The organism is Roseibium aestuarii (assembly GCF_008477545.1).
Lineage (GTDB): Bacteria > Pseudomonadota > Alphaproteobacteria > Rhizobiales > Stappiaceae > Roseibium > Roseibium aestuarii.
The window spans coordinates 206,808-231,430 of the sequence record NZ_VORA01000002.1 but is presented as its reverse complement, the minus strand read 5'-3'; the positions used below and the strand labels follow the sequence as shown (position 1 = coordinate 231,430).

The following is a 24,623-nucleotide window of genomic DNA, read 5'->3' as shown; positions in this document are numbered from 1 at the left end:
GACGGCATATTGGGGTTGGGAGGCGTCCATTAACGCGTTGAGAAGGCCTCGTCGGACATGATGCCCGGCGAGGCCTTTGTCCTTTCCGCCGGGCGCATGCGGGTCCCGGTGCTGCCGGTTCCTGGGACCGGTGACCTTTCCCTGCCGGCGGGACTGCCGGTCGTGTGGAGTAACCGATTGAGCCTGAATGCCCTCTTGTCGAGCCTGCTGGTGGCCAACGGTCTGGTTCATGTATTCCTCTTCGTGGCGGCGGTGGTCTGGTGTGCGCGTTCTGCGCGCAGCCGCGCGGCCTGGCTCTCGGTTCTGGCCCTGGGGATCCCGCTTGCGGTCGCGGCCAGCTTCGCCACCACGGATCTGGTTCATGCCCTTCCCGAAACCCTGAGCGTGCTTGCCGGGGCGATGGGCAGCACCGGCATGGACCTTCATCTTCCCGCCTTCGCGCCGGCCCTGCGCGACGCCGTGATCTGCGCCGTGCTGATCCTTGCCGCCTCCCTGCTGTGGGGTGGTTTCCGTGCCTTCCAGCGTCAGTCCGTCTGGCCGGCGCCGCTTCTGGCCCTGTCCATGATCGTGCTGGTGCTGGCCCTGCCGTTCGGGCCGGTTGCCTTCATGCCCGAGGCTGAAGTGGCGGCCGGCGAGGCTCTGGCCCAGCGTCTCGGCCAGGGGGCTGTTCTTCTGTCTCTGGCAACCGCCCTTGCCCTGTCGGTGATCAGCGTCGAGCAGGTTCGCCGCGTCGAGGGCGGCTTGCGCCGTCCGCTCGAGGCCGGTGGACGCGCGCTCCTGCCGAGCGAGCGGATGCTGGCCCGCCTGTTGCGTGCAGCCAGCCTCGTTCCGGCGCTGGCCTTGCCCTTCTGCCTCTGGGAGCCTGCAAGCTTTGACGGGGCGCTGGCGTCGCCCGTGAGCGGAGGCTTCTGGTTCGTGCCCCTGACCAGCCTTCTGATTCTTTTCTTCCTTGGTGTGGCGCTCTGCCTGCCGGTGATCGGGCGCGAACGTGCCGAGGATGCGCTGGCGGATCTGCGCGAAACCGATCCGCTGACCGATCTGCCGAACCGGGCGCGCTTCCTCGCGGAGTTGCGTCAGGCGCTGAAGGACGACGCCACCGGCGGCACCCTGCTGCTGATGGACATCGACCATTTCAAGCGCATCAACGAGACCCACGGCCATGGAGGCGGGGATCGGGTGCTGCAGGCCTTCGCCGGGTTCCTGAAATCCTTCGCTCTCGACACGACCCTGTGCGGCCGGCTGGGGAGCGCGGAATTCGCGCTCTATCTGCGGGGCCTGAACGGGGCGCAGCTCGACATGCTGGCCAGCCAGATCTGCCGGGCGACCGGCATCCTGCCCTGCGAGTACCGGGGCAAGTCGATCCGCTTCACGGTGAGCGTCGGCGTGGCCGACACGGTGACGGCGGGGCTCGCCTTCGAACCTCTCTACGAGCAGGCCGATCAGGCTCTTGCCCAGGCCCGCGAGGCCGGACGGGATCGCGCGAGCCGCTATGTTCCTCGCAAGGGACTTGGAAGCGGGGCATCGGGCACACAGATCGAGGGGGGCTCTGCCTCCGTCGGCGAGGTTCGCCCTGTTGCGCGGCTTCCCTTCAAGCTGCGTGCAAAGGCCAGCTAGACGTCCCTCATCCGCATGAGCCATGATCTGGGGCAACGGCAGGACTGCCGGTGAAGGATTACCCTTGTCCTGCAGTGGGGCGGGGCAGGGAGGCTCTGCCGGTGCGATTGCGGCGAGATGACGTGAACAGGTGTGGCGCGGACTGGTTTGGTGGGGACTGGGTTGGTGGGGACTGAGTTGGTGGGGACGATGGGCGGGGTGAAGAAGACCCTCTACAGCATTCTGGAGAACACCGGTCGGCACCGGCGGCTTGCACGCATCGTCAGCCGCTCGCTGGTGGGGCTCATCATTCTCAATGTGGTTCTGGCGGTGCTGGAGACCGAGCAGTCGCTGGATGTCCATATCGGCAGCATCGCCGATTGGGTTCAGACCCTCTCGGGCTTCGTCTTCCTGACCGAGTATCTAGCGCGGCTCTATGTGGCCGATCTGCATCCGCCGCTTCGCCGCTATGGTCCTCTGGGGAGCCGCTGGCGCTATGCCCTGCAGGCGGATGCGATCATCGATCTGGCGGCTGCGCTGCCTCTGCTTCTGGTGCTGGTGCTCCCCAATACGGCGGTCACCCTCGTGGTGCTGCTGCGTCTGTCGCGCTTCCTCAAGCTCGCCCGCTATTCGCCCGCGTTGCGCTCTCTGTTTTCGGCCATCGCTTCGGAGCGGCATGCGCTGGTGGGGTCGTCGGTCATCATCTTCGGGGTGATCCTGACGGCGGCAACCCTGATGTATCTGCTCGAGCACGAGGCTCAGCCGGAGGCCTTTGCCAGCATTCCGTCGGCGCTCTGGTGGGCGATTTCGACGGTGACGACCGTGGGCTACGGTGACGTGGTGCCCCGGACGGATCTTGGGCGCGTGGTCGGCGGTGTGGTGATGCTCGTCAGCTACGGGCTGCTGGCCCTGCCGGTGGGGATCATTGCGTCTGCCTTCTCGCGGGAGATCCACAGCCGCGACTTCGTGGTGACCTGGTCGATGGTGGCGCGGGTGCCCCTGTTCGAGGATCTGCGCGCCGCCGACATTGCCGAAGTGTCGAAGCTGCTGCGGGCCCAGAGGGTGCGCGCGGGAGATGTGATCGCCAGCAAGGGCACGGTGGCCGATGCCATGTATTTCATCTCCGATGGGGAGGTGGCGATCGAGCTGCCCCACGAGACGATCTATCTGGGTGAAGGCAATTACTTCGGCGAACTGGCCCTGCTGAAACGGCGGGCGCGCACCGCGACGATCACGGCCTTTCACGATTGCGAACTGATGGTGCTGGAGGCGCAGGCGCTGGCCAATTTGATGGACCGCAAGCCGAAGCTCGCCGCGCGCATTCTGGCCGAGGCCGAGGAGCGGCACATGGCCACGATGCGGGCGAGCGGCGACCTGGCACCCGAGGAACTGGCTCAGGCGGAAGCTCGGGAGGAAGAGGAGCCGGCCGAAGAAGGCGCGGGCGCCGATGCGGAGCCGGATCTTCTCGATCCCGGCAAGAGCTGAGCGTCAGGGGCGGGCCTGCAGGGGCTCAGCCGGCGCGCAGGCGGCTTTCCACCAGAAGCCCCTGTTCGTCCAGGATCGGATGGGCGACCGACACCAGATGGGCGTTGATCCGCTTCAGGTCCCGCAGAATGTCGAGGTGGAGCGATGAGGTCTCGATGCTCTCGGTCTGGCCCTCGCGCAGGCGGATCAGGTGCTTCTGGGCGGAGCTGCGCTCCAGATTGCGGATGTCCACCTTCACTTCCATCAGCCGGCGGGCCATGTCCTGATCCCGGGTCATGAAGATGGTCTGGGCCATGCGCAGGTTTTCGAGCGTCATCAGGAACAGGGTGTCGAGTTCCTTGTAGCCTTCGTCGGAGAAGCGCAGGGACAGGCCAACCTTCTTGCGCACCTCGCCGGTGAGGCCCTTCTCGATGATGTCGCCGATATGCTCCAGGTTGATCACGTAATCGAGGACGGTGATCGCCCGGCGCTTTTCTTCTTCCGTCGCCCGGTTGCCGAGGCGTGACAGATAGGTCTTCACCCCCTGCTGGTGGCGGTCCACCCTGTCTTCCAGGATCGACACCTCGGCCAGAGGCGCGGGATCGCTCTTGCGGAAGGCGGTGCGCGTCTGGGTCAGCATGCGTTCGATCATGTCGCCGAGGGCCAGTGCCTCGCGGCTGGCGCCGGCAAGTGCCAGGGCGGGGGTCTCCAGATCTTCTTCCTTCAGGCAGGTCTGGATGGTGTCGGCGGTCTTGCCCTCATCCGGGATGAGCTTCTCGATGAAGCGGGCGACCATGCCGGTGAAGGGCCAGATCAGCAGGCCGAGGAGCAGGTTGAAGACAAGATGGACGCTGACGGCCAGACCGGCGCCAGACGCGGGCAGGACGGGAAGGATCAGCTCGGCGGCAGGGGCAAGGGGCAGGACCACCAGGCAGCCGATGGCGCGCACCGCCAGATTGCCCGCCGTGACCCGCCGCGCGACCGGCGCGCTCTTCAGGGTGGCGAGAAGCGGCGGGATCGAGCCGCCCAGATTGGCGCCCAGCACCATGACCACCGTCAGCGCCGGGCTGAGCGGCAGGGCCATGACCAGCATGACGGCGGCAAGCGACGAGGAGCAGAGCAGGGCGAGGAGAACGGCACAGACGAAGGCGACCGGCCAGGCCCCATCCAGCATGGAGAGGAAGGCAATGACCCTCGGCGCATCGCGCAAGGGATCCGTCGCGTGACCCAGAAGCTCCAGCGACACGAGCAGAAGGCCGATGCCGATGAGGGCGAGGCCGGTGCCCGACCAGGCGGGCGTGTGGCGGCGGCGCAGAAGATAGCCGGCGAGCAGGAACAGGGGGCTGAGCGCCTCAAGACCCAGGGAGACGAGCACGGCGGTCAGGGCGGTGCCTGCGTTGGCGCCGAGGAGAACGATCTGCGCCATGCGGGCGCGGATCAGGTCCCGCTCGACGAAGGAAGCCGTCATCAGGGCCGTCGCCGTGGAGGACTGGAGCCCGAGGGTGGCAATGAAGCCGGAGAGGGCGGCGCGAAGCGGCGTCCGGGTGCCGAGACCGAGAACCATCTTCAGCCGCAGGCCGAAGGCCTCCGTCATGCCATTGCGCACCTGATGGAGGGCAAAGAGCAGGAGGGCGACGGCGCCCCCAATCTGAAGAAAGACGTTCAGCGACTGCACGGTCTGCCTCGCGAAAGGGTCGGGTTGCGGGGCCTCGGCAGAAACGGAAGGGCGGCGACTGGCTGCGGAGAGAATGCCCCTAGAGAGAGGGCAACCGCGGCGTGGCCGGGAGGGGCGCGTCCATCCGTCCATGGAGGCATATGAACAGGGATACATGCATTCGCCAAAAGGCGCAACAGGTGCGCTTTTGAGGTGGCGGCGCAAAAAGAAGGCGGCCCTTCATTGAAGAGCCGCCTAAATTGTTTGTCCAGTGATTTCGGAGGTTAGGCGGCCATGGCCGTCTTCAGATTCGCATCGATCTTGTTCAGGAAGCCGTTGGTGGTCAGCCAGCCCTGTTCCGGGCCCACCAGCAGCGCCAGATCCTTGGTCATGAAGCCGCTTTCCACCGTGTCGATGCAGACCTTTTCGAGGGTCGATGCAAAGCCCGCGAGCGCTGCATTGTCATCCAGCTTGGCGCGATGGGCGAGCGCCCGCGTCCAGGCAAAGATGGAGGCGATGGGGTTGGTGGAGGTCTCCTCGCCCTTCTGGTGCATGCGGTAATGTCGGGTCACCGTGCCGTGGGCGGCTTCGGCCTCGACGGTCTTGCCATCCGGCGACATGAGGACCGAGGTCATCAGGCCGAGGGAACCGAAGCCCTGTGCCACCGTGTCGGACTGGACGTCGCCGTCATAGTTCTTGCAGGCCCAGACATATCCGCCGGACCATTTGAGGGACGAGGCGACCATGTCGTCGATCAGCCGGTGCTCGTACCAGATGCCGGCCTCGGCGTACTGGTCCTTGAATTCGGCATCGAAGATCTCCTGGAACAGATCCTTGAAGCGGCCGTCATAGGCCTTGAGGATGGTGTTCTTGGTGGAGAGATAGCAGGGCACCTTGCGCTGGAGCGCGTAGTTGAAGGACGCGCGGGCAAAGTCGATGATCGAGGCATCGAGATTGTACATGGCCATGGCCACGCCGGCGGAGGGAGCGTCGAAGACCTCGTGCTCGATTTCCTGCCCGTCTTCGCCGACGAACTTGATGGTGATCTTGCCCTTGCCGGGGAACCGGAAGTCGGTGGCCTTGTACTGGTCGCCATAGGCATGGCGGCCAACGATGATCGGCTGGGTCCAACCCGGCACCAGACGGGGCACGTTCTGCATGATGATCGGCTCGCGGAAGATCACGCCGCCGAGGATGTTGCGGATGGTGCCGTTGGGCGAGCGATACATGCGCTTGAGGCCGAATTCCTCGACGCGCGCCTCATCCGGGGTGATGGTCGCACATTTTACGCCGACGCCATGCTTCTTGATGGCATTGGCCGCATCGACCGTGATCTGGTCGTCGGTTTCGTCCCGCTTCTGGATCGACAGGTCGTAGTATTCCAGGTCGATGTCGAGATAGGGGTGGATCAGCTTGTCCTTGATGAACTGCCACATGATGCGGGTCATCTCGTCGCCGTCGAGTTCGACGACCGGGTTTGTCACCTTGATCTTGGTCATGGCCGAGCCTTGCGTTCTGGGGTTCTTGTCTTGTGTCTGACGGGGAACGCCGGGAGGGAAAGGATCGTTCCCGCTATTGTGTGCAGACGTATACAATCTTCCCTTTCGCATTGCAACAGGCAGCGGACGCAGGGCGATGCGGCAGAACCCGGAGACCGGCGCACAAGAGCGTGCTGCGCGACGCCTCTTTTCAAGAAACCTGCCTTGGGCTAAACCCGCGCCCATGAGCAGAAACACGAAAATCCTCGACGAGGCCCGTCAGATCGTGGCCCGTCCGCCGGCGGTCATCCTCTGCGAGCCGCAGCTTGGCGAAAACATCGGCACGGCAGCCCGCGCCATGGCCAATTTCGGCCTGACGGACCTGCGGATCGTCAATCCGCGCGACGGCTGGCCGAGCGAGAAGGCCCGTGCCGCCGCAAGCCGTGCCGACCATGTGATCGACAACGTCAAGGTGTTCGACAGTGTCGAGGCCGCCATTGCCGATCTCACCTTCGTCTACGCCACCACGGCCCGCTCGCGCGAAGTGCCCAAGCCCGTGCGCGGGCCGGACGAGGCGGCGCAGAAGGTGGTGTCGCTTGGCGTGACGGGTCTGGCCACCGGCTATCTCTTCGGTCGCGAGCGCTGGGGGCTCAACAACGACGAGGTGGCGCTGGCCGACGAGATCGTCACCCTGCCGGTGGATCCGGACTTTGCCTCGCTGAACATTGCCCAGGCGGTGCTGGTCTGCGCCTATGAGTGGCGCAAGACGGCGACGGCCGGGGCGCTGCCCTTCCGCCTGTCGGAAGAGGACAACCCGCCGGCTGCCAAGGACGACGTGCTGCGCTTCTTCGAGCATCTGGAAGGGGCGCTCGACAACGTGACCTTCTTCCGGCCGCCGGAGCGTCGCCCGCACATGGTGCGCACCCTGCGCAACATCTTCCAGAAGGCGGAGCTGACCGATCAGGAAGTGCGTGCCCTGCGCGGTGTCGTGGCCGCCCTTGAAAAGCGCCGTCCGCGTCCGCGCAAGGACGAGCCCGGCGCGGACGAGACGTCGGCGCCCGATCCAGACGGGGACGCGTGAGCGCCCCCATTCTCATCTTCGACAGCGGCCTCGGCGGACTGACGGTCCTGCGCGAGGCGCGGCTGCTTCTGGGCGAGCATCGCTTCGTCTATGTGGCCGATGATGCGGCCTTTCCCTATGGCGACTGGGAAGAAGAGGCGCTGCGCGCGCGCATCGTTGCCCTGTTCGGTGACCTGATCCGCGATCATCAGCCGGCGGCCGCCGTGATTGCGTGCAACACCGCCTTCACGCTTGCCGGGGAGGCTCTGAGGGCCGCCTATCCGCAGACGTGTTTCGTCGGCACGGTGCCGGCCATCAAGCCGGCGGCCGAACGCACCGCGTCAGGGCTGGTCAGCGTGCTGGCGACACCGGGCACGGTACGGCGCGCGTACACGCGCGAGCTGATCCGCTCGTTCGCGGGGCAATGCGCGGTGACGCTTGTCGGCTCGCCGGTGCTGGCGGCACAGGCGGAACGGCTGCTGCAGCGCCTGCCGGTGGATGAAGAGCTGATCTTGGCCCAGATCGCCCCCTGTTTCGTGGAAGCGGACGGGCGGCGGACGGATATCGTGGTGCTGGCCTGCACCCATTATCCCTTTCTTGCGCCGTTGTTTCGCAAGCTGGCCCCCTGGCCGGTGGACTGGCTGGATCCGGCAGAAGCCATTGCCCGGCAGATCCGGCGTGTGGTGCCGGAAGCCCCGTTCGACCGGGACGCGGCGAACCTCGGGCGGGATCCGGCGGTCTTTACGAGCGGGCGCAAGGCGCCGGAACTGGAGCGGCTGCTGGTCGGATTCGGCCTGAAGCTCTGACTGTCAGGCGTGCGCGGCGCTCCGGCGTCAGATCCCCAGCGTCGTCACCACCAGCCCGTCATCGGACTTCTTCGCATCGCGCTTGAGGCTGGCGATGGCGTCCAGGATCTCGTCGGGACGCACGATGATGCCCTGGGGCACGGTCACGATGGACATGGAGCAGTCGAGCAGCGGGAAGCGCCGCAGGCTGCCGAACCGGTCATTCGCCTCGATGTAGCCCTGTTCCCGGTGGGAGGCGTCGTAGAAGCTCTCCACATCCGACTTGAAGGCACGTTTCAGGGTGAGGAGCTGCCAGGCGATGTCGGTCTGGTCGCCCTCGACGAAGGCGGTGAAGAAGTCGTCCCCGCCCACATGGCCCGCGAAGCTGCCATTGCCGGAAATGTGGCGCTGCATGAGCTCGCTGAAGAGGATGATCGCCCGATCGCCCGACCGATAGCCATAGGTGTCGTTGAAGGGCTTGAAGTGGTCGAAGTCGATGTAGCAGTAGTGCCGGTCGAGATTGCGCTTGCCGGCGGTGTCGGCGATGAAGCGGGTGATCGCGCCATTGCCGGGAAGCCGGGTGAGGGGGTTCTGGTCCTTTGCCTCTTCCAGACGCTTCTCGTGGATCAGCTTCAGAAGCGAAGTGGCGGCCAGGAAGCCCGCATAGCGGAAGTTCTCGGTGATGATCAGCCCGTCCGAGTTCAGAGACGAGGCGAAGGTCACCAGCAGCATGTCGGCGTTGCTGTCGATGTCGGTGATCGGGCAGGAGCGCACGAAATTGCGGATCGGCAGGTCCAGCGCCGCCTCGTAGTCGGCCTCGTCGGAGCCGCCGGCATAGAGATAGGCCTTGAGATCGCGCTCATGGATGATGCCGCGCGGTTCGTTGTTGCCGTCGACCACGGGAACGATGCTGATCTCCTGATTGCTCAGGAAGACATCCAGGAGTTCCGCCATGGACGAATCGAGGCTGACGGTCGGCAGGTCCATCAACTCGTTGCGGATGCGGCCTTCCTCTTCGCGGCGCTTGCTGCCGATGGTCGGCACGCGGATGTGATCGTAGAAGAGCCGCGCATCCTTCTTCTTCTCGAAGGGATGGGCGACATAGAAGCCCTGGATCAGGTCGCAGCCGGCGTCGCGGCAGGCCTTGTATTCCCGTTCCGTCTCCACCCCTTCGGCGATGACGCGCACGCCCAGCACATGGGCCAGGTTGGTGACGGTGGTGACGAAGAGCTTGCGGCGGGCATCCGTGTCGATGCCGGTCAGGAAGAAACGGTCGATCTTGACGTAGTCCGGACCCAGATCATGCAGCAGGCGCAGTTCCGAGGAGCCCTTGCCGAAATCGTCGAGGGCAAGCAGGAAGCCCTGCCGGCGCAGGTCGCGCAGGGCGTGATCGGTGATGTCGTCGTGGGTGTGGTGATGCCGCTCGGAGAGCTCCAGACAGATCTGGCTGGGCGGGATGCCCTGGGCTTCGGACACTTCGGCGAGGCGCAGGCGCGGATCGCCGTTGCGTCCCAGGTCGCGGCCGTCGATGTTGAAGAAGAGCTTGCAGCCCTTGGCGGTCAGAAGCTTCTTGTAGCATTCCAGCGCGCGGTCGAGCAGGGCAGGCTCCAGCTCGGGCAGGAAACCGGCCTGGTGAACCTTGTCGAGCAGATCGGTCGGGCTGGAGCATCCCAGATCCTGGAAGCCGCGCAGCAGCGCCTCGTGGGCATAGACGACCCCGGTCGCGTAATCGACGATCGGCTGGAAGGAGAAGGTCGTATGGGCAATGATCCCGGCCACGCTCAGGGGCGCGAAGCCGTTGCACTCAGGCGCAGCGGTCACTGGCGCAGCAGCCACCGGGGCAGCAGTCACGGGCATCGATTCGTCCAGAATTTGTTCGGCAAGCGATGGCATGGCGGCTGTTCCCATGTCCCATCCTCCAATCGGTCTCGCGCCGCCCTCTTCCCGGGTTTCTGATCGGCACAACTGACATCGTAAAAACTCGAGAACTCTATGCACGCAGAATTAAATTTTCCTAAAACCCCAAGGGTAATTCTCGCAAGGGAATATGTAAAAACACTTATGTTATTTTCGTTGGGTTTTCGAAAGGCCGGGTGAACGGGATCGTGAGTTGGCGCCCAGCGGCTCCGGATCTGGCCGCAAGATGCGCAAAATGCGGCGGAACCATTGACATTCCGCCCCCTGTCGGATACCAACCGCCGGTCTTCGGACGGGTCTTCCCTTCCGAAGAACACGCACCCGTGGGTGTTCGACCGGCGCCGTTCTGTCGAACCCCTGTCGATCCCGAGCCTCGGCCGGGATAAAGGAGGGCGCGTTTCCTTGCAAAAAAAACAACGCGTTTACAAAAGGAAACCGCGATGTCCAAGCGCCATAGCGTTAAGTACAAGATCGACCGCCGGATGGGCGAAAACATCTGGGGTCGTGCCAAGAGCCCGGTCAACAAGCGTGAATACGGCCCCGGCCAGCACGGTCAGCGCCGCAAGGGCAAGCTCTCCGACTTCGGCGTGCAGCTGCGCGCCAAGCAGAAGCTGAAGGGCTACTACGGCGATCTGTCCGAAAAGCAGTTCCACAAGACCTACGTCGAAGCCGCTCGTATGCGTGGCGACACCGGCGAAAACCTCATCGGTCTGCTGGAACGCCGTCTGGACGCCATCGTCTACCGCGCCAAGCTGGTCCCGACCGTTTTCGCGGCTCGTCAGTTCGTCAACCACGGCCACGTGAAGGTGAACGGCAAGCGCGTCAACATCGGTTCCTACCAGGTTCGTCCGGGCGATGTGATCGAAGTTCGTGAAAAGTCCAAGCAGCTCGCTCTCGTTCTCGAAGCCACCCAGTCGGGTGAACGCGACGTGCCGGACTACCTGGACGCCGACCACTCCAAGATGACCGTGACCTTCGTCCGCGTGCCGGCCTTCTCTGACGTGCCGTACCCGGTCCAGATGGAACCGAACCTGGTGGTCGAATTCTACTCCCGTTAAGGGACGTTTCGATCTTCGGATCCCTTTCGAGAGGCCGCCTTCGGGTGGCCTCTTTTTTTGTGGCTTCACGACGGCGATCGGCGCCCGGATTGCACCGGACCGGGGGATCCTGTATCAGCGGGGCCAGAGATTTTCCCTTAGTCCGGCCCTGTTGCGGACGCGAGACCGATGGACCACGCCATGGATGTTCAGGCCCTCACCCAGGCTTCAGATCAGGCCCTTGATGCGGGCGAGGATGTGCTGCGCAAGAGCCCGGAAGCGAACACCGATGTTCCGGCGATCTTCCGCAATGCGCCCTCCGGCGTTGAGTTCAAGAAGCTGCGCAAGCGGCTGCTGCGCCAGACCCGGGAAGCCATCGAGGATTACGGCATGGCGCCGGTGCTTGAGCCGGGTGCGGCACGTCCGAAATGGCTGGTCTGCTTGTCGGGGGGCAAGGACAGCTATTCTCTGCTGGCCATTCTCATCGAGATGAGGTGGCGCGGCCTGCTCAACGTGGACCTGATCGCCTGCAATCTGGATCAGGCCCAGCCCGGGTTCCCGCCGGACATCCTGCCGAAGTGGTTCGCCGACAACGAGATCGAGAATGTCATCGTGCGCGAGGACACCTATTCGATCGTCACCGACAAGATCCCGGCCCACCGCACCTATTGCTCCCTGTGCTCCCGCCTGCGCCGGGGCATTCTCTATCGCATCGCCCGCGAGCAGGGCTGCGAAGCCATCGTGCTCGGCCATCACCGCGAGGATATTCTCGAGACCTTCTTTATGAACCTCTTCCACGGTGGACGCCTGGCGTCCATGCCGCCGAAGCTGCTCAATGACGAGGGGGATCTGCTGGTGCTGCGGCCGCTCGCCTATGCGGCCGAGAGCGACATTGCGAAATTCGCGCGCGGCATGGAGTTCCCCATCATCCCGTGCAACCTGTGCGGCTCGCAGGACGGGCTCCAGCGCGAGGCGGTGAAGAAGATGCTGCAGGACTGGGAACGGCAGACGCCGGGCCGTCTCGGGGTCATGGCGCGGGCACTCGCTAACTCCCGGCCGTCCCATCTGCTCGACCGGTCGCTCTACGACTTTGAGGGCCTGCGGCCCGGCACTGGTGCGGGCGCTGCGGCCCTGGCAGGTGAGGCTGAGGAGCCCTGTGCGGCAAGCCTCGCCATGACGGACAAGCTGTTCGCCAACGAATGATGCGCAGCCTGCTCGCGCAGCTACGCGGGCCGGACTGTTGAGCGGCGAGGTCTCCTAGTGGATCGAGCTTTCGGCAAGCCCTGTCGCTCCGCCGACCGGCTGGTTGCGCACCAGGATGACGAGGGCGGACCGGGCGGTGGGTGCGCTGCTCGCCAGCGCCACGCCGCCGTAACTCGCACAATGATCATCCGCCGACTTCGCCCCACGGGAGGCGAAAAGGGTCAGATCCGCGCAATCGAAGCGGGAGAGTTCGGGCTGGGGCTTTTCGTCCAGAAAGGTGTAGATCAGTCCGGCGAGGGCGATCAGCAGCGTTGCGACAGTGAGTGTCTTCATTTTTCGCGGTCCCTGTCCTGATCCTGCCTCCGCGCCTTGCCCGTGTGGTCAAGCAGATGCGGTTGAGCAGGTGTGGTCCGTCTGTCGGAGAGGATCGGGAGGCGGATCTGCCCGGGGTCCGTGAACGGCCGGAAAGGAGCGCTGACAATCTTCACCTAGCGTCAGGTTAGGGGATTCGGCAAAATTTGCCGAGCGATTTTGTCAGGGACACACATCTCGGCGCCGGACGGGGGGAGAAGTGTGTCGCGAAACGTGGCTCCGAAGGTCGGTATGGCCTTCCGTGGCAAGGGGGCTAGGCTGGTGTGCCCGGAGGCAGGTGCCACCGGCATCCGAAATGTCCCAGCCCGAGGGAGGCAGCCATCATGATCCTGAGCAGGCGCGGGGGTGTGAGACGTGCGGGAGAGGGCGCAGGGCGCGTACTCGCAGGCTTGATGATGGCCGGCATGGTCCTCCTCGCCGCAGGTCGCAACGGGTATGCCGGAGAGCCAGGCGATCGACCGCAGCGGGTGGCAGTCTTCGATCTTGCCTTTGTCAACTTCAGCCAGGAGCTGGATCTGGGGCTGAGCGATGCCGCCGAACAGGCGCGCATCCGCATGCTCACGGACTATCTGCGCGAGCTGCTGGCGGCGGACCCGCGCTATGTTGTGGTCGACAGCGCGCCGGTCGCCGACGAGCTTGCCAGCGTCAAGAGCGTCTATTCCTGCAATCTCTGCGAGGACAAGCTGGCCCGCAAGGTGGGCGCGGATCTCTCTGTGACGGGCACGGTGACGAAGATTTCCGTTCTCATTCAGACCATCGTGCTGCGTGGGCGGGATGCCACCACCGGCGCGGTGCTCTGGCAGTATCACACGGACATTCGCAACAATTCGGACGAGGCCTGGCGGCGCGGGCTCAAGTGGCTGATCGACCACCGGGTGCTGGCGGGGGAGGCGCAGACCCTGCCCCGATGAGGGCCCCATGAAAAAGGGCGCCGTAGGCGCCCTTGATCCTGTCATCGGTGGAGCTCGAAGCGCTTCAGGCGCTCTGGCTCACTTCGATGCCCTTTTCGGCCAGCACCGACTGGAGTTCCTGGTTCTGGAACATCTCGCGGATGATGTCGCAACCACCGACGAATTCGCCCTTGATGTAGAGCTGCGGAATGGTCGGCCAGTTGGTGAATTCCTTGATGCCCTGGCGCAGGGCATCGTCTTCCAGCACGTTGATGCCCTTGTAGGGCACGCCGACGTAGTCGAGGATCTGCACGACCTGACCCGAGAACCCGCACTGCGGGAAGCTCGGGGTGCCCTTCATGAAGAGCACGACATCATTGGTCTCGACTTCGTTCTTGATCCAGTCCTGGATGCTCATGGTTCTCGTCCTTTGATCGGGCCGGGTGGGAGGCCCGGCAGCCGGCGGAGCCGGCGTTGGTTCGAGGAGGCGGGGTGCCGCGTCAGTCCGGTGCCTTGGTCTGCAGGGCGAGTGCATGGAGCTCGCCGCCCATGTTGCCCTTCAGAGCCTGATACACAAGCTGATGCTGCTGGACGCGGCTGATGCCCCGGAACGATTCGGAGACCACATTGGCAGCGTAGTGGTCGCCGTCACCGGCCAGGTCCCGGATCTCGACCTTTGCGTCGGGCAAGGCGGCCTTGATCAGGGTTTCGATTTCATTGGCGTCCATCGGCATGTCGGTACGTCCTCTTCCCCGGTGTTCTTGTCGGTTCCGTGCTGGCTGCTTCGCTCAGGAAGCAGCCATGAAGCTGGGGAACCAATTTTCATGCGCTGCGCTCAGCTTTGCAATCGATATGGTGAGGACACCCTCGACAGTCAATTCCTCGCCACCGGTGGTGCCGATGCGATGGGCCTCGATGCCGTTGTCGACGGCATCTTCCAGAAGCGCGTCCAGCGCGTCGCGGCTGACGCTCAGGACGTAGCGTCCCTGGTCCTCGCCGAAGAGCGCGGCATGGGCGGGGCCATCGATCTTGACGGTCGCGCCGATGCCAGAGGACATGGCCATCTCGGCGAGCGCGACGCCCAGGCCGCCGGAGGAAATGTCGTGGACACTGGTCACGCGGCCGGCGCCGATGAGCTGGCGCACGAAGGTGCCGCGACGCTTTTCGGCGTCCAGATCGACCGGGGGCGGTGCGCCTTCCTCGCGGCCCAGGATCTCGGAGAGATACTGGGAGCAGCCCAGATGGGTGCCCTTGCCGCCAATGACGACGATGGCCTCACCGGCTGCCTTGAAGGCGGAGGAGGCGCGCACGGCGACATCCGGCAGCAGGCCGACGCCACCGATGGCCGGGGTCGGCAGGATGGCTTCGCCGTGGGTCTCGTTGTAGAGCGAGACGTTGCCGGAGACGATCGGGAAGTCCAGGTGTTCGCAGGCGGCGCCAATGCCTTTGATGCAGCCTACGAACTGGCCCATGATTTCCGGCTTTTCCGGGTTGCCGAAGTTCAGGTTGTCGGTGGCAGCCAGCGGCTCGGAGCCGACGGCGGTCAGGTTGCGCCAGACTTCGGCCACGGCCTGCTTGCCGCCTTCAAACGGGTCAGCCTTGCAGTAGCGCGGGGTCACGTCGACGGAGAAGGTCAGGCCCTTGCGGGTGCCTTCCACGCGGATGACGCCGCTGTCACCGCCCGGGCGGGCGGCGGTGTTGCCCTGGATCAGGGTGTCATACTGTTCGTAGACCCAGCGGCGGGACGAGCCGTTGGCGCTGCCGACGAGCTGCGTCAGGGCCTGCGCGTAGTCGGCGGGCTCCTCGATGTCGGCCGCGTTCAGGACCGGCAGCTTGGCGCTTTCCACCCAGGGGCGGTCATATTCGGGAGCCTCGTCGCCCAGTTCCTTGATCGGCAGGTCGGCGACGACCTCGCCCTGGTGCTTGACGATGAAGCGCAGGGTGTCGGTGGTCACGCCGACGATGGCGAAGTCCAGACACCACTTGGTGAAGATGGCCTTGGCGACATCTTCCTTTTCCGGCGAGAGCACCATGAGCATGCGCTCCTGGCTTTCCGACAGCATCATCTCGTAGGCGGTCATGTGCTCTTCGCGCACCGGCACCTGATCGAGGTTCAGCTCGATGCCGAGGTCGCCCTTGGCGCCCATCTCGACGGCGGAGCAGGTGAGGCCGGCAGCGCCCATGTCCTGGATGGCGATGACCGCGCCGGTCTGCATCAGCTCGAGGCAGGCTTCCAGAAGGCACTTTTCGGTGAAGGGGTCGCCGACCTGAACGGTGGGACGCTTTTCCTCGATGGTGTCGTCGAATTCTGCCGAGGCCATGGTGGCGCCGCCGACGCCGTCACGGCCGGTCTTGGCGCCGAGATAGACGACCGGAAGACCGACGCCCTTGGCTTCGGAGAGGAAGATCTTGTCGGCATCCGCAAGGCCGGCCGCGAAGGCGTTGACCAGGCAGTTGCCGTTGTAGCTCTTGTGAAACTCGACTTCGCCGCCGACGGTCGGCACGCCGAAGGAGTTGCCATAGCCGCCCACGCCGGCCACGACGCCGGAGACCAGGTGGCGGGTGCGCGGATGATCCGGCTCGCCGAAACGCAGGGCATTCATGGCAGCCACCGGGCGCGCGCCCATGGTGAAGACGTCGCGCAGGATGCCGCCCACGCCCGTTGCCGCGCCCTGATAGGGCTCGATGTAGGACGGGTGGTTGTGGCTTTCCATCTTGAAGACGACGGCCTGTCCGTCACCGATGTCGACCACGCCGGCGTTCTCGCCCGGGCCCTGGATGACCCGCGGACCCTTGGTCGGCAGGGTCTTCAGCCACTTCTTGGACGACTTGTAGGAACAGTGTTCGTTCCACATGGCCGAGAAGATCCCGAGCTCGGTGAAGGTCGGCTCGCGGCCGATCAGCTCCAGGATTCGGTCGTATTCCTCCGGCTTCAGGCCGTGGGACGCGATGAGTTCGGGCGTGATCTTGATGTCGTTGGGGATCATGTCGGTCCGCTGTGGTTGATCCGCGGCAATCGCGGGACAGGCAATGATGCCGCCGTGTAGCAGATTGCTGCCCGGAAAGGGAGACTTCCCGGGCAAAGAATCTGAACAATTTCGCGTCTCAGGCGAGGGCGTTGCGGGCGATCAGGACCATGTAGCCCACATAGGCTACGAGCATGAGCGCGCCTTCGCGGCGGCAGATCCTCCAGCCGGTCATGCAGGTGATCAGCAGGAGAGCCGTTGCGCCGATGAGTGCCCAGAGGTCGAGGGCCATAAGCTCCGGCGGGACGGCCAGCGGGGCGATCATGGCGGAAACGCCCAGAATGCCGAAGATGTTGAAGATGTTGGAGCCGAGGATGTTGCCAAGCGCGATGTCCGACTGGCGGCGCAGGGCGGCAATGACCGAGGTGACGAGCTCGGGCAGGGAGGTGCCGACGGCCACGATGGTGACGCCGATCACCGCATCACTGACGCCGAGCGATTGGGCGAGTTCGACGGCCGCATTCACCAGGAAATGGGCGCCGGCGAGAATGGTCGCAAGACCGCCGAGTGCCATCACCAGAAGGGCAGGCAGGCTGTCGAACCAGGGCTGGGCGGTCACCGCCTCGGCTTCGGCCCGGTGCATTTCGGCAGAGGGCGTATGCGCGTTGCGCTCCATGCGATAGGTGATGACCAGATAGGCGATGAGGCCAGCGACCAGCAGGGCGCCGGCAACCGGGCCGATGACGCCGGTAAAGGCGAGGACCGCCACGGCCCCAACCGCAAGCGCATTGGCCGGGCCATCGCGCAGGAGCGCGGCCGGTTCGACCTTCAGCGGGAAGATCAGGGCGGAGAGGCCGAGGATCAGCAGGATGTTGGCAGTGTTGGAGCCGACCACGTTGCCAATGGCGATGCCGGACAGTCCGTCGCGGGCGGCCAGAACGCTGGTCATCAGCTCCGGCGTGGACGTGCCGAACCCGACGAGCACGATGCCGATGAGCAATTCGGACAGGCCGAAACGCTTGGCGAGGCCGACAGAGCCCCGCACGAGAAGGTCGCCCCCGGCGACCAGAAGAACCAGACCGAGAACGAGACCGAAGGCCATCATTTTGAAGGAAACCCCAATTGCAGGTGGCCAGCAGATGGGGAGGGGTGATGCGCCCCGCAATGGGGCACAAGACCTGCCATGCAAATAAATATTTCGCCGCCTGGAGGCTTTACCGGCTCCGTTCGGTGGCCGGGCTGGAGGCCCTATTCGAAGCTGTCGTAGCAGCAGGCCCCGTCGTCGGCGAGAAGCTGGCGCAACACGTCGAGGCCGGCTGCCAGCTCCTCCCGGGACTGGGGGTTGGTCAACGCCACGCGGACCCGGAACTGGGATTCGCGCGCCCGGCCCGTGCGGAACTCGTCCTCGTCGTCGATGAGCACGTTGCGTGCAGCAGCCGCAGCCTTGAAGGTTCCGGGCAGCCAGGGGTCGGGCAGCTTGAGCCAGAGGAAGGGGGCCTCGGGGGAGGTCTCCATCTCGACGTTCCCGAGGCGGTCCACCGCCATCGCCTGCCGGGCCGCGATCTCGGCCTTTACCCGGTCGCGGATGCGGTCGGCCTCGCCGGAATTCACCAGCCGGGCCGCTGCCTCGCACAGGAGATAGGAGGAGCCGCCGGTCATCATCTTGTGGGCGGTGATGAGGCGCTGGACGTGGGCGGGAGGGCTCGCCACCCAGCCGCCGCGAATCCCGGCCGCCACGGCCTTGGAGAGCGACCCGACATGGAAGGTGCGCTCAGGCGCGAGGCTTGCCAGAGGCTCGAGCCCCGTGTCGATCAGCGCGCCGTAGACCTCGTCCTCGATGATCCAGAGGTCATGGCGACGGGCGACCTCCAGCAGCTCCGCCCGGCGCGCGGCCGACAGCACGCCGAGGGTGGGATTGTGCATGCTCGGCATCAGGAAGATGAGCCGGGGATGGGTCTGGCGGCAGACGCTGTCCAGATGGTCGGGCAGGGGGCCTTGCGCGTCGGCGCGCACCTGCACGACCTGACGGCCGGAGAAGCGGGCCGCGCGAGCGACGGAGGAGTAGGTGAGCTCTTCAAAGACGATGCGGTCGCCCGGGGCGGTCATGGAGTTGATCACGGCCATGATCGCCGCCTGGGCGCCGAAGGTCGGGATCATCACGTCCGGGGTCGGCGTCCAGCCGCCGCGGCTGAGCCAGCGCACTCCTGCCTCACGCCAGGAATCGGGAAGGATGCGCGTGTAGCTGGCGATCTCGTAAGGGGCGTCGAGGGCGATCTGCGGCAGGATCCGCTCCATGACGCCGCCCTGACCCAGTTCCGGCGCCGAGGTGCTGTCGAGGCGGATCGCGCCATGGGGGGGAAGGGGCAGGCGGGTGCTGCCATAGCCGAACTCGGCCGTGTCGGCGCTGCGGGGTGCCGCACTCCACTTGCGGTCCTCGCGCTCCAGTCCGTCGAGAGGGTGGTCGCGGGGCATGTCGCGCAGCTTGCGCGGGCCGGTGATCCCGGCTTCCGGCGGGGTGCGATCCTGAGATCCCAGCACATAGGTGCCGCGCCCGACCTCGCCACTCACGAGGCCCTGTTCGCGCACCAGCGCATAGGCGCGCCCCACCGTTCCCACCGTGACCCCGAGGTCGAAGGCCAGATTGCGCTGGGGGGGAAGCCTGGTGCCTGCGGCGAGCGTGCCGGACAGGATGCTGTCGGCGATCTGGTCCGCGAGGCGCATGTAGATCGGCGTGTTGCCATCCGGAATCGAAAAAGGCGAATTTGTCATGGTGACAATTTGATAGCTTGCTCTCGAAATGGAGTCAATTCATAAGATTGTCACCGTGATTGAGCGGAATTGACGTGAATGTCACCGAGCTGATCCCCAGATCGGAGTGGAGAAATGAATGCAATCGATACAATAATACTGCCGTTCCGGCGGACCGGACGTGTCTTTGGTGGCGGACTTGGTGCCCTGTTGTGGCTGCTCGTGGAGCGTTGCCAGCTCTGGTGGCGCGTGGGGCATACCCGTCGGCAACTGGCCATGCTGTCCGACGAGGCGCTGGCTGACATCGGCCTGACCCGAGATGCGGCCCTGGAAGAGGCAATGCGTCCCTTCTGGAATTGTGCCCCTGCAACCGGGCGGCCCGCCGAGCGACGTCCGATTGGACGGCGACCCTGATTGTCTCCCTCCTGACCTTGAAGACGCCTTCCGCCTGTCAGGGCTGGTCCCCTTGAGCCTTTCCACCCGTTGCAGGCGGGGAAATTCGTCTTCCAGACCGCGCGGATCCGCGCGTCTTGGGCCTGGCCTTCATGAGGTCAGGCCCCTTTTTCGTTTTGCACCTGCGTCTCGTTCGAATGAAGAATGCCTCTACGGCAGGAGATCGGTTAATATACCGAAAAATCGCGAGGCCAACTCGCGATAGCTGCCGATCTTGCCGAGGAGGTTTGACAATGGATGCGGATCTTCCGATCTCCGCTGCTGCGGGGCTTGTCACTGAAACCGCCGGCAGAGCGCATCAGGATCGCCTGTCGACCCTCATCAGCAACCTGCGCGTCGATGCCAGGCTTCTGCATCCGCGGGACCATGGGCCGCAGGGGCAGGCCGTGTCCGAGGCTGCGGCCAATTTCGTGATCCAGCGTCTGGCGGACGGGGCTGTGCGGCTCGTCTATACGCCCGATCCGGCTGCCGTGCCGTCGGGCCTGAACGGGCGGTGGTTCCAGACCGGCGCGCCTGCTGACGGTGAGGCGGAGGTTCTCGTCCGGGCGCAAGTGGCTCTCCGCGGGGTGGGGCCGCATCTTGTGCGGGCATTGCCGCCGCGCCTCTGCCTGCACCTGAGCGAGGCGCCAGACCTGGCGAGCGTCATTCATCCGCTGATCGAAGAGGCGACCCGGGCCCGCTGCGGCGGGCTGGCCGCTTTCCTGCGCCTGTGCGAGGTCGTGCTGATCCGCCTCCTGCGTCACTGTCTTGAGCGGGCAGGGGCGGGCATCGGCCTGCTGGCGGGTCTCGCCCATCCCCGTCTGGCACCGGCCCTGGTCGCGATCCACGACCGGCCCGAGCGCGCCTGGAACCTGGAGGATCTGGCGGAGGTGGCCGGCATGTCGCGCACCCAGTTCGCCGTGACCTTCCGCGAGGTGCTGGGCGTGCCGCCCGGCGGCTATCTGGCCGACTGGCGCCTTGCCCTGGCCCGCCTTGCCCTGCAGGAGGGAGAGGTGGTGCGCAAGGTGGCGCGCAGCTGCGGCTTCTCCAGCACCGCGTCCTTTTCGCGTGCCTTCACGAGGCGCTATGGCCTCACGCCGAGCCAGTTTCGCAGGAGCAGCGAGCGGGATGCGCGGGGCCCGAGCGGTTGGATCGGTGCGACCGGGGGCGCCCTGCCGGAGTGAGGCGCGGGCTCTCAGCCCTCACCCTGAGCCTCCAGCCCCAGCCCTGAGCGAGGCGGTCTGTTTCAGCGCCGGCCGCTCCAGGGGCGTTCCAGCGCATGGAGGTCATCGACAAGATCGTCGTTTCGGCGGCTGGCGGCTGCCGCCGCATCGCGCAGGCCGCGGTTGTAATGGGCCGCACCCAGCGTGTCGTTGAGCCGGTCGAGCAGCATCAGTGCCTGCATGTTGCCGATCTCGGTTTCCAGTTCGTCGCGAACCCAGGTCTGGATCTCGCGGGCGAGGGCATCCTGTTCCTGGGGCGAGAGAAGATCATCGGCCATGGCGGCTTGGGGTCCTGTCGGGGTCTGGCGGCTGGGAGGCACGTCGGGGCGAGCGTGCCGCGAAGATTTGGTTCGCGCAATGAAAAACGGAGGCGCGAGGCCTCCGTCGATCATCCGTTCGTGGTGCCGACTGCGGGCCGGTCAGGCCGCGTTCAGCAGGCTCTCGAAGAGCAGGCGCCCGTCGGTGCCGCCGTTCAGATCCTCGATCAGGTTTTCCGGGTGGGGCATCATGCCCAGCACGTTGCCGGCCTTGTTGGTGATGCCGGCAATGTCGTTGATCGAACCGTTCGGGTTGGTGCCTTCGGCGTAGCGGAAGATCACCTGACCGTTGTCCTCGATGGCCTTCAGGTCATCGGCTTGCGCGAAGTAGTTGCCGTCGTGGTGTGCGACGGGGCAGCGCCAGACCTGATCCTTGACGAAGCGCGAGGAGAAGCGGGTGGCAGAATTGACCGTCTGCAGCTTCACTTCCTTGCAGACGAACTTCAGGCCGGCATTTCGCATCAGGGCGCCGGGGAGAAGACCGGCCTCGGTCAGGATCTGGAAGCCGTTGCACACGCCCAGCACGTTCACGCCCGCATCCGCCTTGCGGATCAGGTCCTTGACGATGGGCGAGCGGGCGGCAATCGCGCCGGAGCGCAGGTAGTCGCCATAGGAGAAGCCGCCGGGAACGATGACGAGATCCACGTCCGGCAGGCTTGCTTCCGTGTGCCAGACACCCTGCGGGCGGGTGCCGGTGATGAGTTCCAGGGCGTGGAACATGTCACGGTCGCGGTTGGACCCGGGGAAGACGATGATGGCGGTTTTCATGGGGCTTTATCCAACTGGCTCTAGAGCAGGACCAACACGGCAACGAGGGCGGCAAGGGCAGGCAGGGCGATGAAGATCAGCGCCTTGACGATCAGGAACCGGATGATCCGCGCACTGTCGTCCTGCATGGGACGCCTGCCCCTCGCGTCTCGCTTACTCGATTTCGATGGCGTAGTTCTCGATGACCGTGTTGGCCAGAAGCTTTTCGCACATCTGGGCCACTTCGGCTTCAGCGGCCGCCTTGTCGGTGGCGCTCAGCACCAGATCGAAGACCTTGCCCTGACGCACGGCGCCGATCCCGTCAAACCCAAGACCGCCGAGCGCGCCTTCAATGGCCTTGCCCTGGGGGTCGAGAACGCCGTTCTTCAGGGTGACGATCACACGTGCCTTCATGATTTTCTTCCTGCGATTGGGAGCATGCAGCGGGGGCTGAAACAATTAGGGCTCCCCATACACGAGGAGCCCCAAAAACGAAAGCCTTAACCCGGCCTTGACGTCGATCTTCTTCAGAGACGACGGATGGAGGTCTGGTTCATGAAGCGCTTGAGATTTTTCTCGGCCAGCTGGCGATTGTAGGAGACCGAGATGATGGAGGTGCCGCGATCATCCTGGACGACCAGGCGCTCCGCGACATAGAACGGCTTTTCACCGGGAAGTCTCACCACGAAGACCCCCTCGAACCCGCTGTAAGACTTTTCGACGATCCGGCGGGAAGACAGGAGCTTGAAGACGCCTCTGCTGGCCTTCGAGACAGAGGCGCCAAGCTCAGCAATCAGGCCATTGCTGATGATATCTGCGCGGATCGCGCCTTCGGCGGGGCCTCTGATCTTGGCGGGTCTGATGAGCACGAGCTGCTTCGTGGAGCAGCTCGGCAGATCACAGATATGGAGGCGCTGCGCGCCTCTTTGCTGAACTTGCCAGCCTTTCGGAGCGAAGCTGGTCTGAAGGCTGCCGGGCTTGAGGCCGGCGGTCTGGCACGCGGCGAGAAAAAGGCAGAGGACCCCTGCCAGAACGAATTTAAATCCATGAGTCAATGAACAAATCCCCTAGAAAGAAGGACCTCTTTCTAGGGGATTTGTTTCTGTTCGGAAACAGGAGAATCGACTTCTGATTGCGTCAGTGTCTCACTGCACCAGGGTCGGTCCCGAGGTCGTGACGCGGTCGTTCTCGTTCAGGATGCCGAGGCGCTTGGCCACTTCCTGATAGGCTTCGAGCAGGCCGCCCATGTCCCGGCGGAACCGGTCCTTGTCCAGCTTCTCGTTGGTCTTGATGTCCCACAGGCGGCAGCTGTCGGGCGAGATCTCGTCGGCCACGACGATGCGCATCATGTCGCCTTCGAAGAGACGGCCGCACTCGATCTTGAAGTCGACGAGGCGGATGCCGACGCCGAGGAACAGGCCGCAGAGGAAGTCGTTGACGCGGATGGCCAGCGCCATCATGTCGTCGAGCTCCTGGGGCGTGGCCCAGCCAAAGGCGGTGATGTGCTCTTCGGCCACCAGCGGATCGTTCAGCTCGTCGTTCTTGTAGTAGAACTCGATGATCGAACGGGGCAGCTGGGTGCCTTCTTCCATGCCGAGGCGGGTTGCGATGGAGCCGGCGGCCACATTGCGCACCACCACTTCAAGCGGGATGATCTCGACTTCGCGGATCAGCTGCTCGCGCATGTTCATGCGGCGGATGAAGTGGGTCGGAATGCCCATGGCATTCAGGTGGTTGAAGATATACTCGGAGATCCGGTTGTTCAGGACACCCTTGCCGTCCACGATCTCGTGCTTCTTGGCATTGAAGGCGGTGGCGTCGTCCTTGAAATGCTGGATCAGGGTGCCGGGTTCGGGGCCTTCATACAGGATCTTGGCCTTGCCTTCGTAAATGCGGCGGCGGCGGTTCATGGGCGTGTACCGTGTTGGTTTGAGAAAATCCATTGAAGCGGAGGCACCTTGTGCGTTCGAATAAGTCGCGTTGTCCCCCCAACGTGTGCAATCCTGACGGCGCGCTCGTGCTGCTGCCCTGAGGGGCGCATTTCCGGGAGGAAACGGGTGCGTGCTGAGAGGATCGGCGGCGCGGAACTTACCTGAAGGTGGCCAAAAGCACAATGTTCTCCTTGAGATCTTGGCAAACGGCTGGGGGGAAATCGCAGGTTTATCCGGTCTTTTTGATCTAGATCCTGGTTTCGTCCGTTGATTTACAGAGACTTGGAAGATATTGAAATCGGCAAACCGCTTCCCCACCTGCCAGTCGTCTGCGCGGCGGGAAACGGCCGGGACAGGGCGATACTCAGGAGAGACTGACCATGAGCACATTCGATAAGCGCGAAAAGGACTTCGAGGCCAAGTTCGCCCATGACGAGGAACTGCGGTTCAAGGCCGTAGCCCGTCGCAACAAGCTGCTCGGCCTGTGGGCTGCGGGCCTTCTGGGCCTGGAAGGCGACAAGGCAGACGAATACGCCAAGGAAGTTGTGCGCGCCGACTTCGAGGAGCCGGGTGAGGAAGACGTGTTCCGCAAGATCCGTGCAGATCTGGATGCGGCCGGCATTGCGGAATCCGACCACCAGATCCGTCGCACCATGGACGAGCTGCTGCACACCGCAGTCGACCAGATCCAGAACGAAGGCTGATCTGCCTTTTCCTGCGACTGGCGCATGAATTGAGACGAACCTCCCCGGTCCTGCCGCGGGAGGTTCTTTTTTGCCCGCGACCTGCCTTGTCGCGGATGGCGC

Annotated in this window: 25 protein-coding genes; 10 read left to right on the top strand and 15 right to left on the bottom strand. The window is 64.7% G+C overall.

All coding sequences use genetic code 11. From position 1 onward, the window contains the following. The first annotated feature begins 177 nt into the window (after positions 1-177). Positions 178-1,614 (top strand): GGDEF domain-containing protein, encoded by a 1,437-nt coding sequence (locus tag FR728_RS09695; protein WP_188318858.1) that lies wholly within the window; start codon positions 178-180, stop codon positions 1,612-1,614. A 165-nt stretch (positions 1,615-1,779) separates the two neighbouring features. After that, positions 1,780-3,078 carry a cyclic nucleotide-gated ion channel gene (locus tag FR728_RS09690; protein ID WP_208998750.1) on the top strand — a complete coding sequence of 433 codons (1,299 nt, stop codon included), beginning with the start codon at positions 1,780-1,782 and terminating at the stop codon, positions 3,076-3,078. A 25-nt stretch (positions 3,079-3,103) separates the two neighbouring features. On the opposite strand, the gene FR728_RS09685 is transcribed toward FR728_RS09690, so the two are convergent. Both FR728_RS09685 and FR728_RS09680 read right to left on the bottom strand, forming a co-directional pair. Next, positions 3,104-4,732 (bottom strand): Na/Pi cotransporter family protein, encoded by a 1,629-nt coding sequence (locus FR728_RS09685; RefSeq protein ID WP_149892481.1) that lies wholly within the window; start codon positions 4,730-4,732, stop codon positions 3,104-3,106. A 263-nt stretch (positions 4,733-4,995) separates the two neighbouring features. Then, complete coding sequence (locus FR728_RS09680) at positions 4,996-6,210, bottom strand: NADP-dependent isocitrate dehydrogenase (RefSeq protein WP_149892480.1); 1,215 nt, start codon at positions 6,208-6,210, stop codon at positions 4,996-4,998. 223 nt (positions 6,211-6,433) lie between these two features. Between FR728_RS09680 and FR728_RS09675 the strand changes: the two genes are divergently transcribed. Together FR728_RS09675 and murI are read left to right on the top strand one after the other, a co-directional pair. Then, the gene (locus FR728_RS09675) at positions 6,434-7,270 is read left to right on the top strand and encodes an RNA methyltransferase (RefSeq protein ID WP_149892479.1); all 837 of its coding nucleotides are present in this window, start codon (positions 6,434-6,436) and stop codon (positions 7,268-7,270) included. Then, the gene (gene murI, locus FR728_RS09670) at positions 7,267-8,055 is read left to right on the top strand and encodes a glutamate racemase (protein ID WP_149892478.1); all 789 of its coding nucleotides are present in this window, start codon (positions 7,267-7,269) and stop codon (positions 8,053-8,055) included. The genes FR728_RS09675 and murI overlap by 4 nt, the downstream gene beginning before the upstream one ends. Positions 8,056-8,082: 27 nt before the next feature. On the opposite strand, the gene FR728_RS09665 is transcribed toward murI, so the two are convergent. Next, positions 8,083-9,891, bottom strand: a complete 1,809-nt coding sequence (locus FR728_RS09665; RefSeq protein WP_149892477.1) for an EAL domain-containing protein — start codon at positions 9,889-9,891, stop codon at positions 8,083-8,085. Positions 9,892-10,391: 500 nt separating this feature from the next. Between FR728_RS09665 and rpsD the strand changes: the two genes are divergently transcribed. Both rpsD and ttcA read left to right on the top strand, forming a co-directional pair. Continuing rightward, the gene (rpsD, locus tag FR728_RS09660; RefSeq protein ID WP_149892476.1) at positions 10,392-11,009 is read left to right on the top strand and encodes a 30S ribosomal protein S4; all 618 of its coding nucleotides are present in this window, start codon (positions 10,392-10,394) and stop codon (positions 11,007-11,009) included. Positions 11,010-11,177: 168 nt separating this feature from the next. Beyond that, a complete protein-coding gene (ttcA, locus tag FR728_RS09655) occupies positions 11,178-12,191 on the top strand; it encodes a tRNA 2-thiocytidine(32) synthetase TtcA (protein ID WP_244304527.1) in 1,014 nt (337 codons plus the stop codon). 54 nt (positions 12,192-12,245) lie between these two features. On the opposite strand, the gene FR728_RS09650 is transcribed toward ttcA, so the two are convergent. Beyond that, complete coding sequence (locus FR728_RS09650; protein ID WP_149892474.1) at positions 12,246-12,524, bottom strand: antitermination protein; 279 nt, start codon at positions 12,522-12,524, stop codon at positions 12,246-12,248. Positions 12,525-13,030: 506 nt separating this feature from the next. On the opposite strand from FR728_RS09650, the gene FR728_RS09645 reads away from it, so the two are divergent. Continuing rightward, positions 13,031-13,474 carry a DUF3280 domain-containing protein gene (locus FR728_RS09645; RefSeq protein ID WP_188318857.1) on the top strand — a complete coding sequence of 148 codons (444 nt, stop codon included), beginning with the start codon at positions 13,031-13,033 and terminating at the stop codon, positions 13,472-13,474. Positions 13,475-13,538: 64 nt separating this feature from the next. On the opposite strand, the gene grxD is transcribed toward FR728_RS09645, so the two are convergent. From grxD to FR728_RS09620, 5 genes are all read right to left on the bottom strand, one after another. Then, on the bottom strand, positions 13,539-13,871 hold the full coding sequence (grxD, locus tag FR728_RS09640; RefSeq protein WP_149892472.1) for a Grx4 family monothiol glutaredoxin: 333 nt from the start codon (positions 13,869-13,871) through the stop codon (positions 13,539-13,541). An 82-nt stretch (positions 13,872-13,953) separates the two neighbouring features. Further along, positions 13,954-14,187 (bottom strand): BolA family protein, encoded by a 234-nt coding sequence (locus FR728_RS09635; protein ID WP_149892471.1) that lies wholly within the window; start codon positions 14,185-14,187, stop codon positions 13,954-13,956. Between the two features lie 54 nt (positions 14,188-14,241). Next, on the bottom strand, positions 14,242-16,440 hold the full coding sequence (gene purL, locus FR728_RS09630; RefSeq protein ID WP_149892470.1) for a phosphoribosylformylglycinamidine synthase subunit PurL: 2,199 nt from the start codon (positions 16,438-16,440) through the stop codon (positions 14,242-14,244). 118 nt (positions 16,441-16,558) lie between these two features. Further along, entirely contained in the window at positions 16,559-17,524 is a 966-nt protein-coding gene (locus FR728_RS09625; protein WP_149892469.1) for a calcium/sodium antiporter, read from the bottom strand. 143 nt (positions 17,525-17,667) lie between these two features. Beyond that, positions 17,668-19,188, bottom strand: a complete 1,521-nt coding sequence (locus FR728_RS09620) for an aminotransferase-like domain-containing protein (protein WP_149892468.1) — start codon at positions 19,186-19,188, stop codon at positions 17,668-17,670. Between the two features lie 114 nt (positions 19,189-19,302). On the opposite strand from FR728_RS09620, the gene FR728_RS09615 reads away from it, so the two are divergent. Continuing rightward, positions 19,303-19,581, top strand: coding sequence for a DUF1127 domain-containing protein (locus FR728_RS09615; protein WP_149892467.1), 279 nt, complete (start codon positions 19,303-19,305; stop codon positions 19,579-19,581). Positions 19,582-19,853: 272 nt separating this feature from the next. Continuing rightward, positions 19,854-20,783 carry a helix-turn-helix transcriptional regulator gene (locus FR728_RS09610; protein ID WP_188318856.1) on the top strand — a complete coding sequence of 310 codons (930 nt, stop codon included), beginning with the start codon at positions 19,854-19,856 and terminating at the stop codon, positions 20,781-20,783. Between the two features lie 62 nt (positions 20,784-20,845). Here the strand turns inward: FR728_RS09610 and FR728_RS09605 are convergent, their stop codons facing one another. The 6 genes from FR728_RS09605 to purC form a co-directional block, all read right to left on the bottom strand. Beyond that, complete coding sequence (locus FR728_RS09605; protein ID WP_188318855.1) at positions 20,846-21,100, bottom strand: DUF2164 domain-containing protein; 255 nt, start codon at positions 21,098-21,100, stop codon at positions 20,846-20,848. A gap of 141 nt (positions 21,101-21,241) precedes the next feature. After that, the gene (gene purQ / locus FR728_RS09600) at positions 21,242-21,907 is read right to left on the bottom strand and encodes a phosphoribosylformylglycinamidine synthase subunit PurQ (RefSeq protein WP_149892464.1); all 666 of its coding nucleotides are present in this window, start codon (positions 21,905-21,907) and stop codon (positions 21,242-21,244) included. A gap of 20 nt (positions 21,908-21,927) precedes the next feature. Next, positions 21,928-22,035 (bottom strand): phosphoribosylformylglycinamidine synthase-associated small membrane protein, encoded by a 108-nt coding sequence (locus FR728_RS19575; protein ID WP_188318854.1) that lies wholly within the window; start codon positions 22,033-22,035, stop codon positions 21,928-21,930. Positions 22,036-22,060: 25 nt separating this feature from the next. Continuing rightward, positions 22,061-22,303 (bottom strand): phosphoribosylformylglycinamidine synthase subunit PurS, encoded by a 243-nt coding sequence (gene purS / locus FR728_RS09595; protein WP_149893076.1) that lies wholly within the window; start codon positions 22,301-22,303, stop codon positions 22,061-22,063. A gap of 110 nt (positions 22,304-22,413) precedes the next feature. Beyond that, positions 22,414-22,755: a hypothetical protein gene (locus FR728_RS09590; RefSeq protein WP_149892463.1), complete on the bottom strand. Its 342-nt coding sequence runs from the start codon at positions 22,753-22,755 to the stop codon at positions 22,414-22,416. Positions 22,756-23,031: 276 nt separating this feature from the next. Next, positions 23,032-23,829, bottom strand: coding sequence for a phosphoribosylaminoimidazolesuccinocarboxamide synthase (gene purC, locus FR728_RS09585; RefSeq protein WP_149892462.1), 798 nt, complete (start codon positions 23,827-23,829; stop codon positions 23,032-23,034). Between the two features lie 368 nt (positions 23,830-24,197). Here purC and FR728_RS09580 point away from each other — a divergent pair, with 368 nt between their 5' ends. Further along, complete coding sequence (locus FR728_RS09580) at positions 24,198-24,521, top strand: DUF1476 domain-containing protein (RefSeq protein ID WP_149892461.1); 324 nt, start codon at positions 24,198-24,200, stop codon at positions 24,519-24,521. Positions 24,522-24,623 lie beyond the last annotated feature (102 nt).

Excerpts from the sequence above, each read along its gene's own strand:
- FR728_RS09680 (WP_149892480.1), bottom strand. The coding sequence starts at position 6,210 with ATGACCAAGATCAAGGTGACAAACCCGGTCGTCGAACTCGACGGCGAC.
- FR728_RS09675 (WP_149892479.1), top strand. The coding sequence starts at position 6,434 with ATGAGCAGAAACACGAAAATCCTCGACGAGGCCCGTCAGATCGTGGCC.
- FR728_RS09665 (WP_149892477.1), bottom strand. The coding sequence starts at position 9,891 with ATGCCCGTGACTGCTGCCCCGGTGGCTGCTGCGCCAGTGACCGCTGCG.
- rpsD (WP_149892476.1), top strand. The coding sequence starts at position 10,392 with ATGTCCAAGCGCCATAGCGTTAAGTACAAGATCGACCGCCGGATGGGC.
- ttcA (WP_244304527.1), top strand. The coding sequence starts at position 11,178 with ATGGACCACGCCATGGATGTTCAGGCCCTCACCCAGGCTTCAGATCAG.
- FR728_RS09650 (WP_149892474.1), bottom strand. The coding sequence starts at position 12,524 with ATGAAGACACTCACTGTCGCAACGCTGCTGATCGCCCTCGCCGGACTG.
- grxD (WP_149892472.1), bottom strand. The coding sequence starts at position 13,871 with ATGAGCATCCAGGACTGGATCAAGAACGAAGTCGAGACCAATGATGTC.
- FR728_RS09635 (WP_149892471.1), bottom strand. The coding sequence starts at position 14,187 with ATGCCGATGGACGCCAATGAAATCGAAACCCTGATCAAGGCCGCCTTG.
- purL (WP_149892470.1), bottom strand. The coding sequence starts at position 16,440 with ATGATCCCCAACGACATCAAGATCACGCCCGAACTCATCGCGTCCCAC.
- FR728_RS09625 (WP_149892469.1), bottom strand. The coding sequence starts at position 17,524 with ATGATGGCCTTCGGTCTCGTTCTCGGTCTGGTTCTTCTGGTCGCCGGG.
- FR728_RS09620 (WP_149892468.1), bottom strand. The coding sequence starts at position 19,188 with ATGACAAATTCGCCTTTTTCGATTCCGGATGGCAACACGCCGATCTAC.
- FR728_RS09615 (WP_149892467.1), top strand. The coding sequence starts at position 19,303 with ATGAATGCAATCGATACAATAATACTGCCGTTCCGGCGGACCGGACGT.
- FR728_RS09610 (WP_188318856.1), top strand. The coding sequence starts at position 19,854 with ATGGATGCGGATCTTCCGATCTCCGCTGCTGCGGGGCTTGTCACTGAA.
- FR728_RS09605 (WP_188318855.1), bottom strand. The coding sequence starts at position 21,100 with ATGGCCGATGATCTTCTCTCGCCCCAGGAACAGGATGCCCTCGCCCGC.
- purQ (WP_149892464.1), bottom strand. The coding sequence starts at position 21,907 with ATGAAAACCGCCATCATCGTCTTCCCCGGGTCCAACCGCGACCGTGAC.
- FR728_RS19575 (WP_188318854.1), bottom strand. The coding sequence starts at position 22,035 with ATGCAGGACGACAGTGCGCGGATCATCCGGTTCCTGATCGTCAAGGCG.
- purC (WP_149892462.1), bottom strand. The coding sequence starts at position 23,829 with ATGGATTTTCTCAAACCAACACGGTACACGCCCATGAACCGCCGCCGC.
- FR728_RS09580 (WP_149892461.1), top strand. The coding sequence starts at position 24,198 with ATGAGCACATTCGATAAGCGCGAAAAGGACTTCGAGGCCAAGTTCGCC.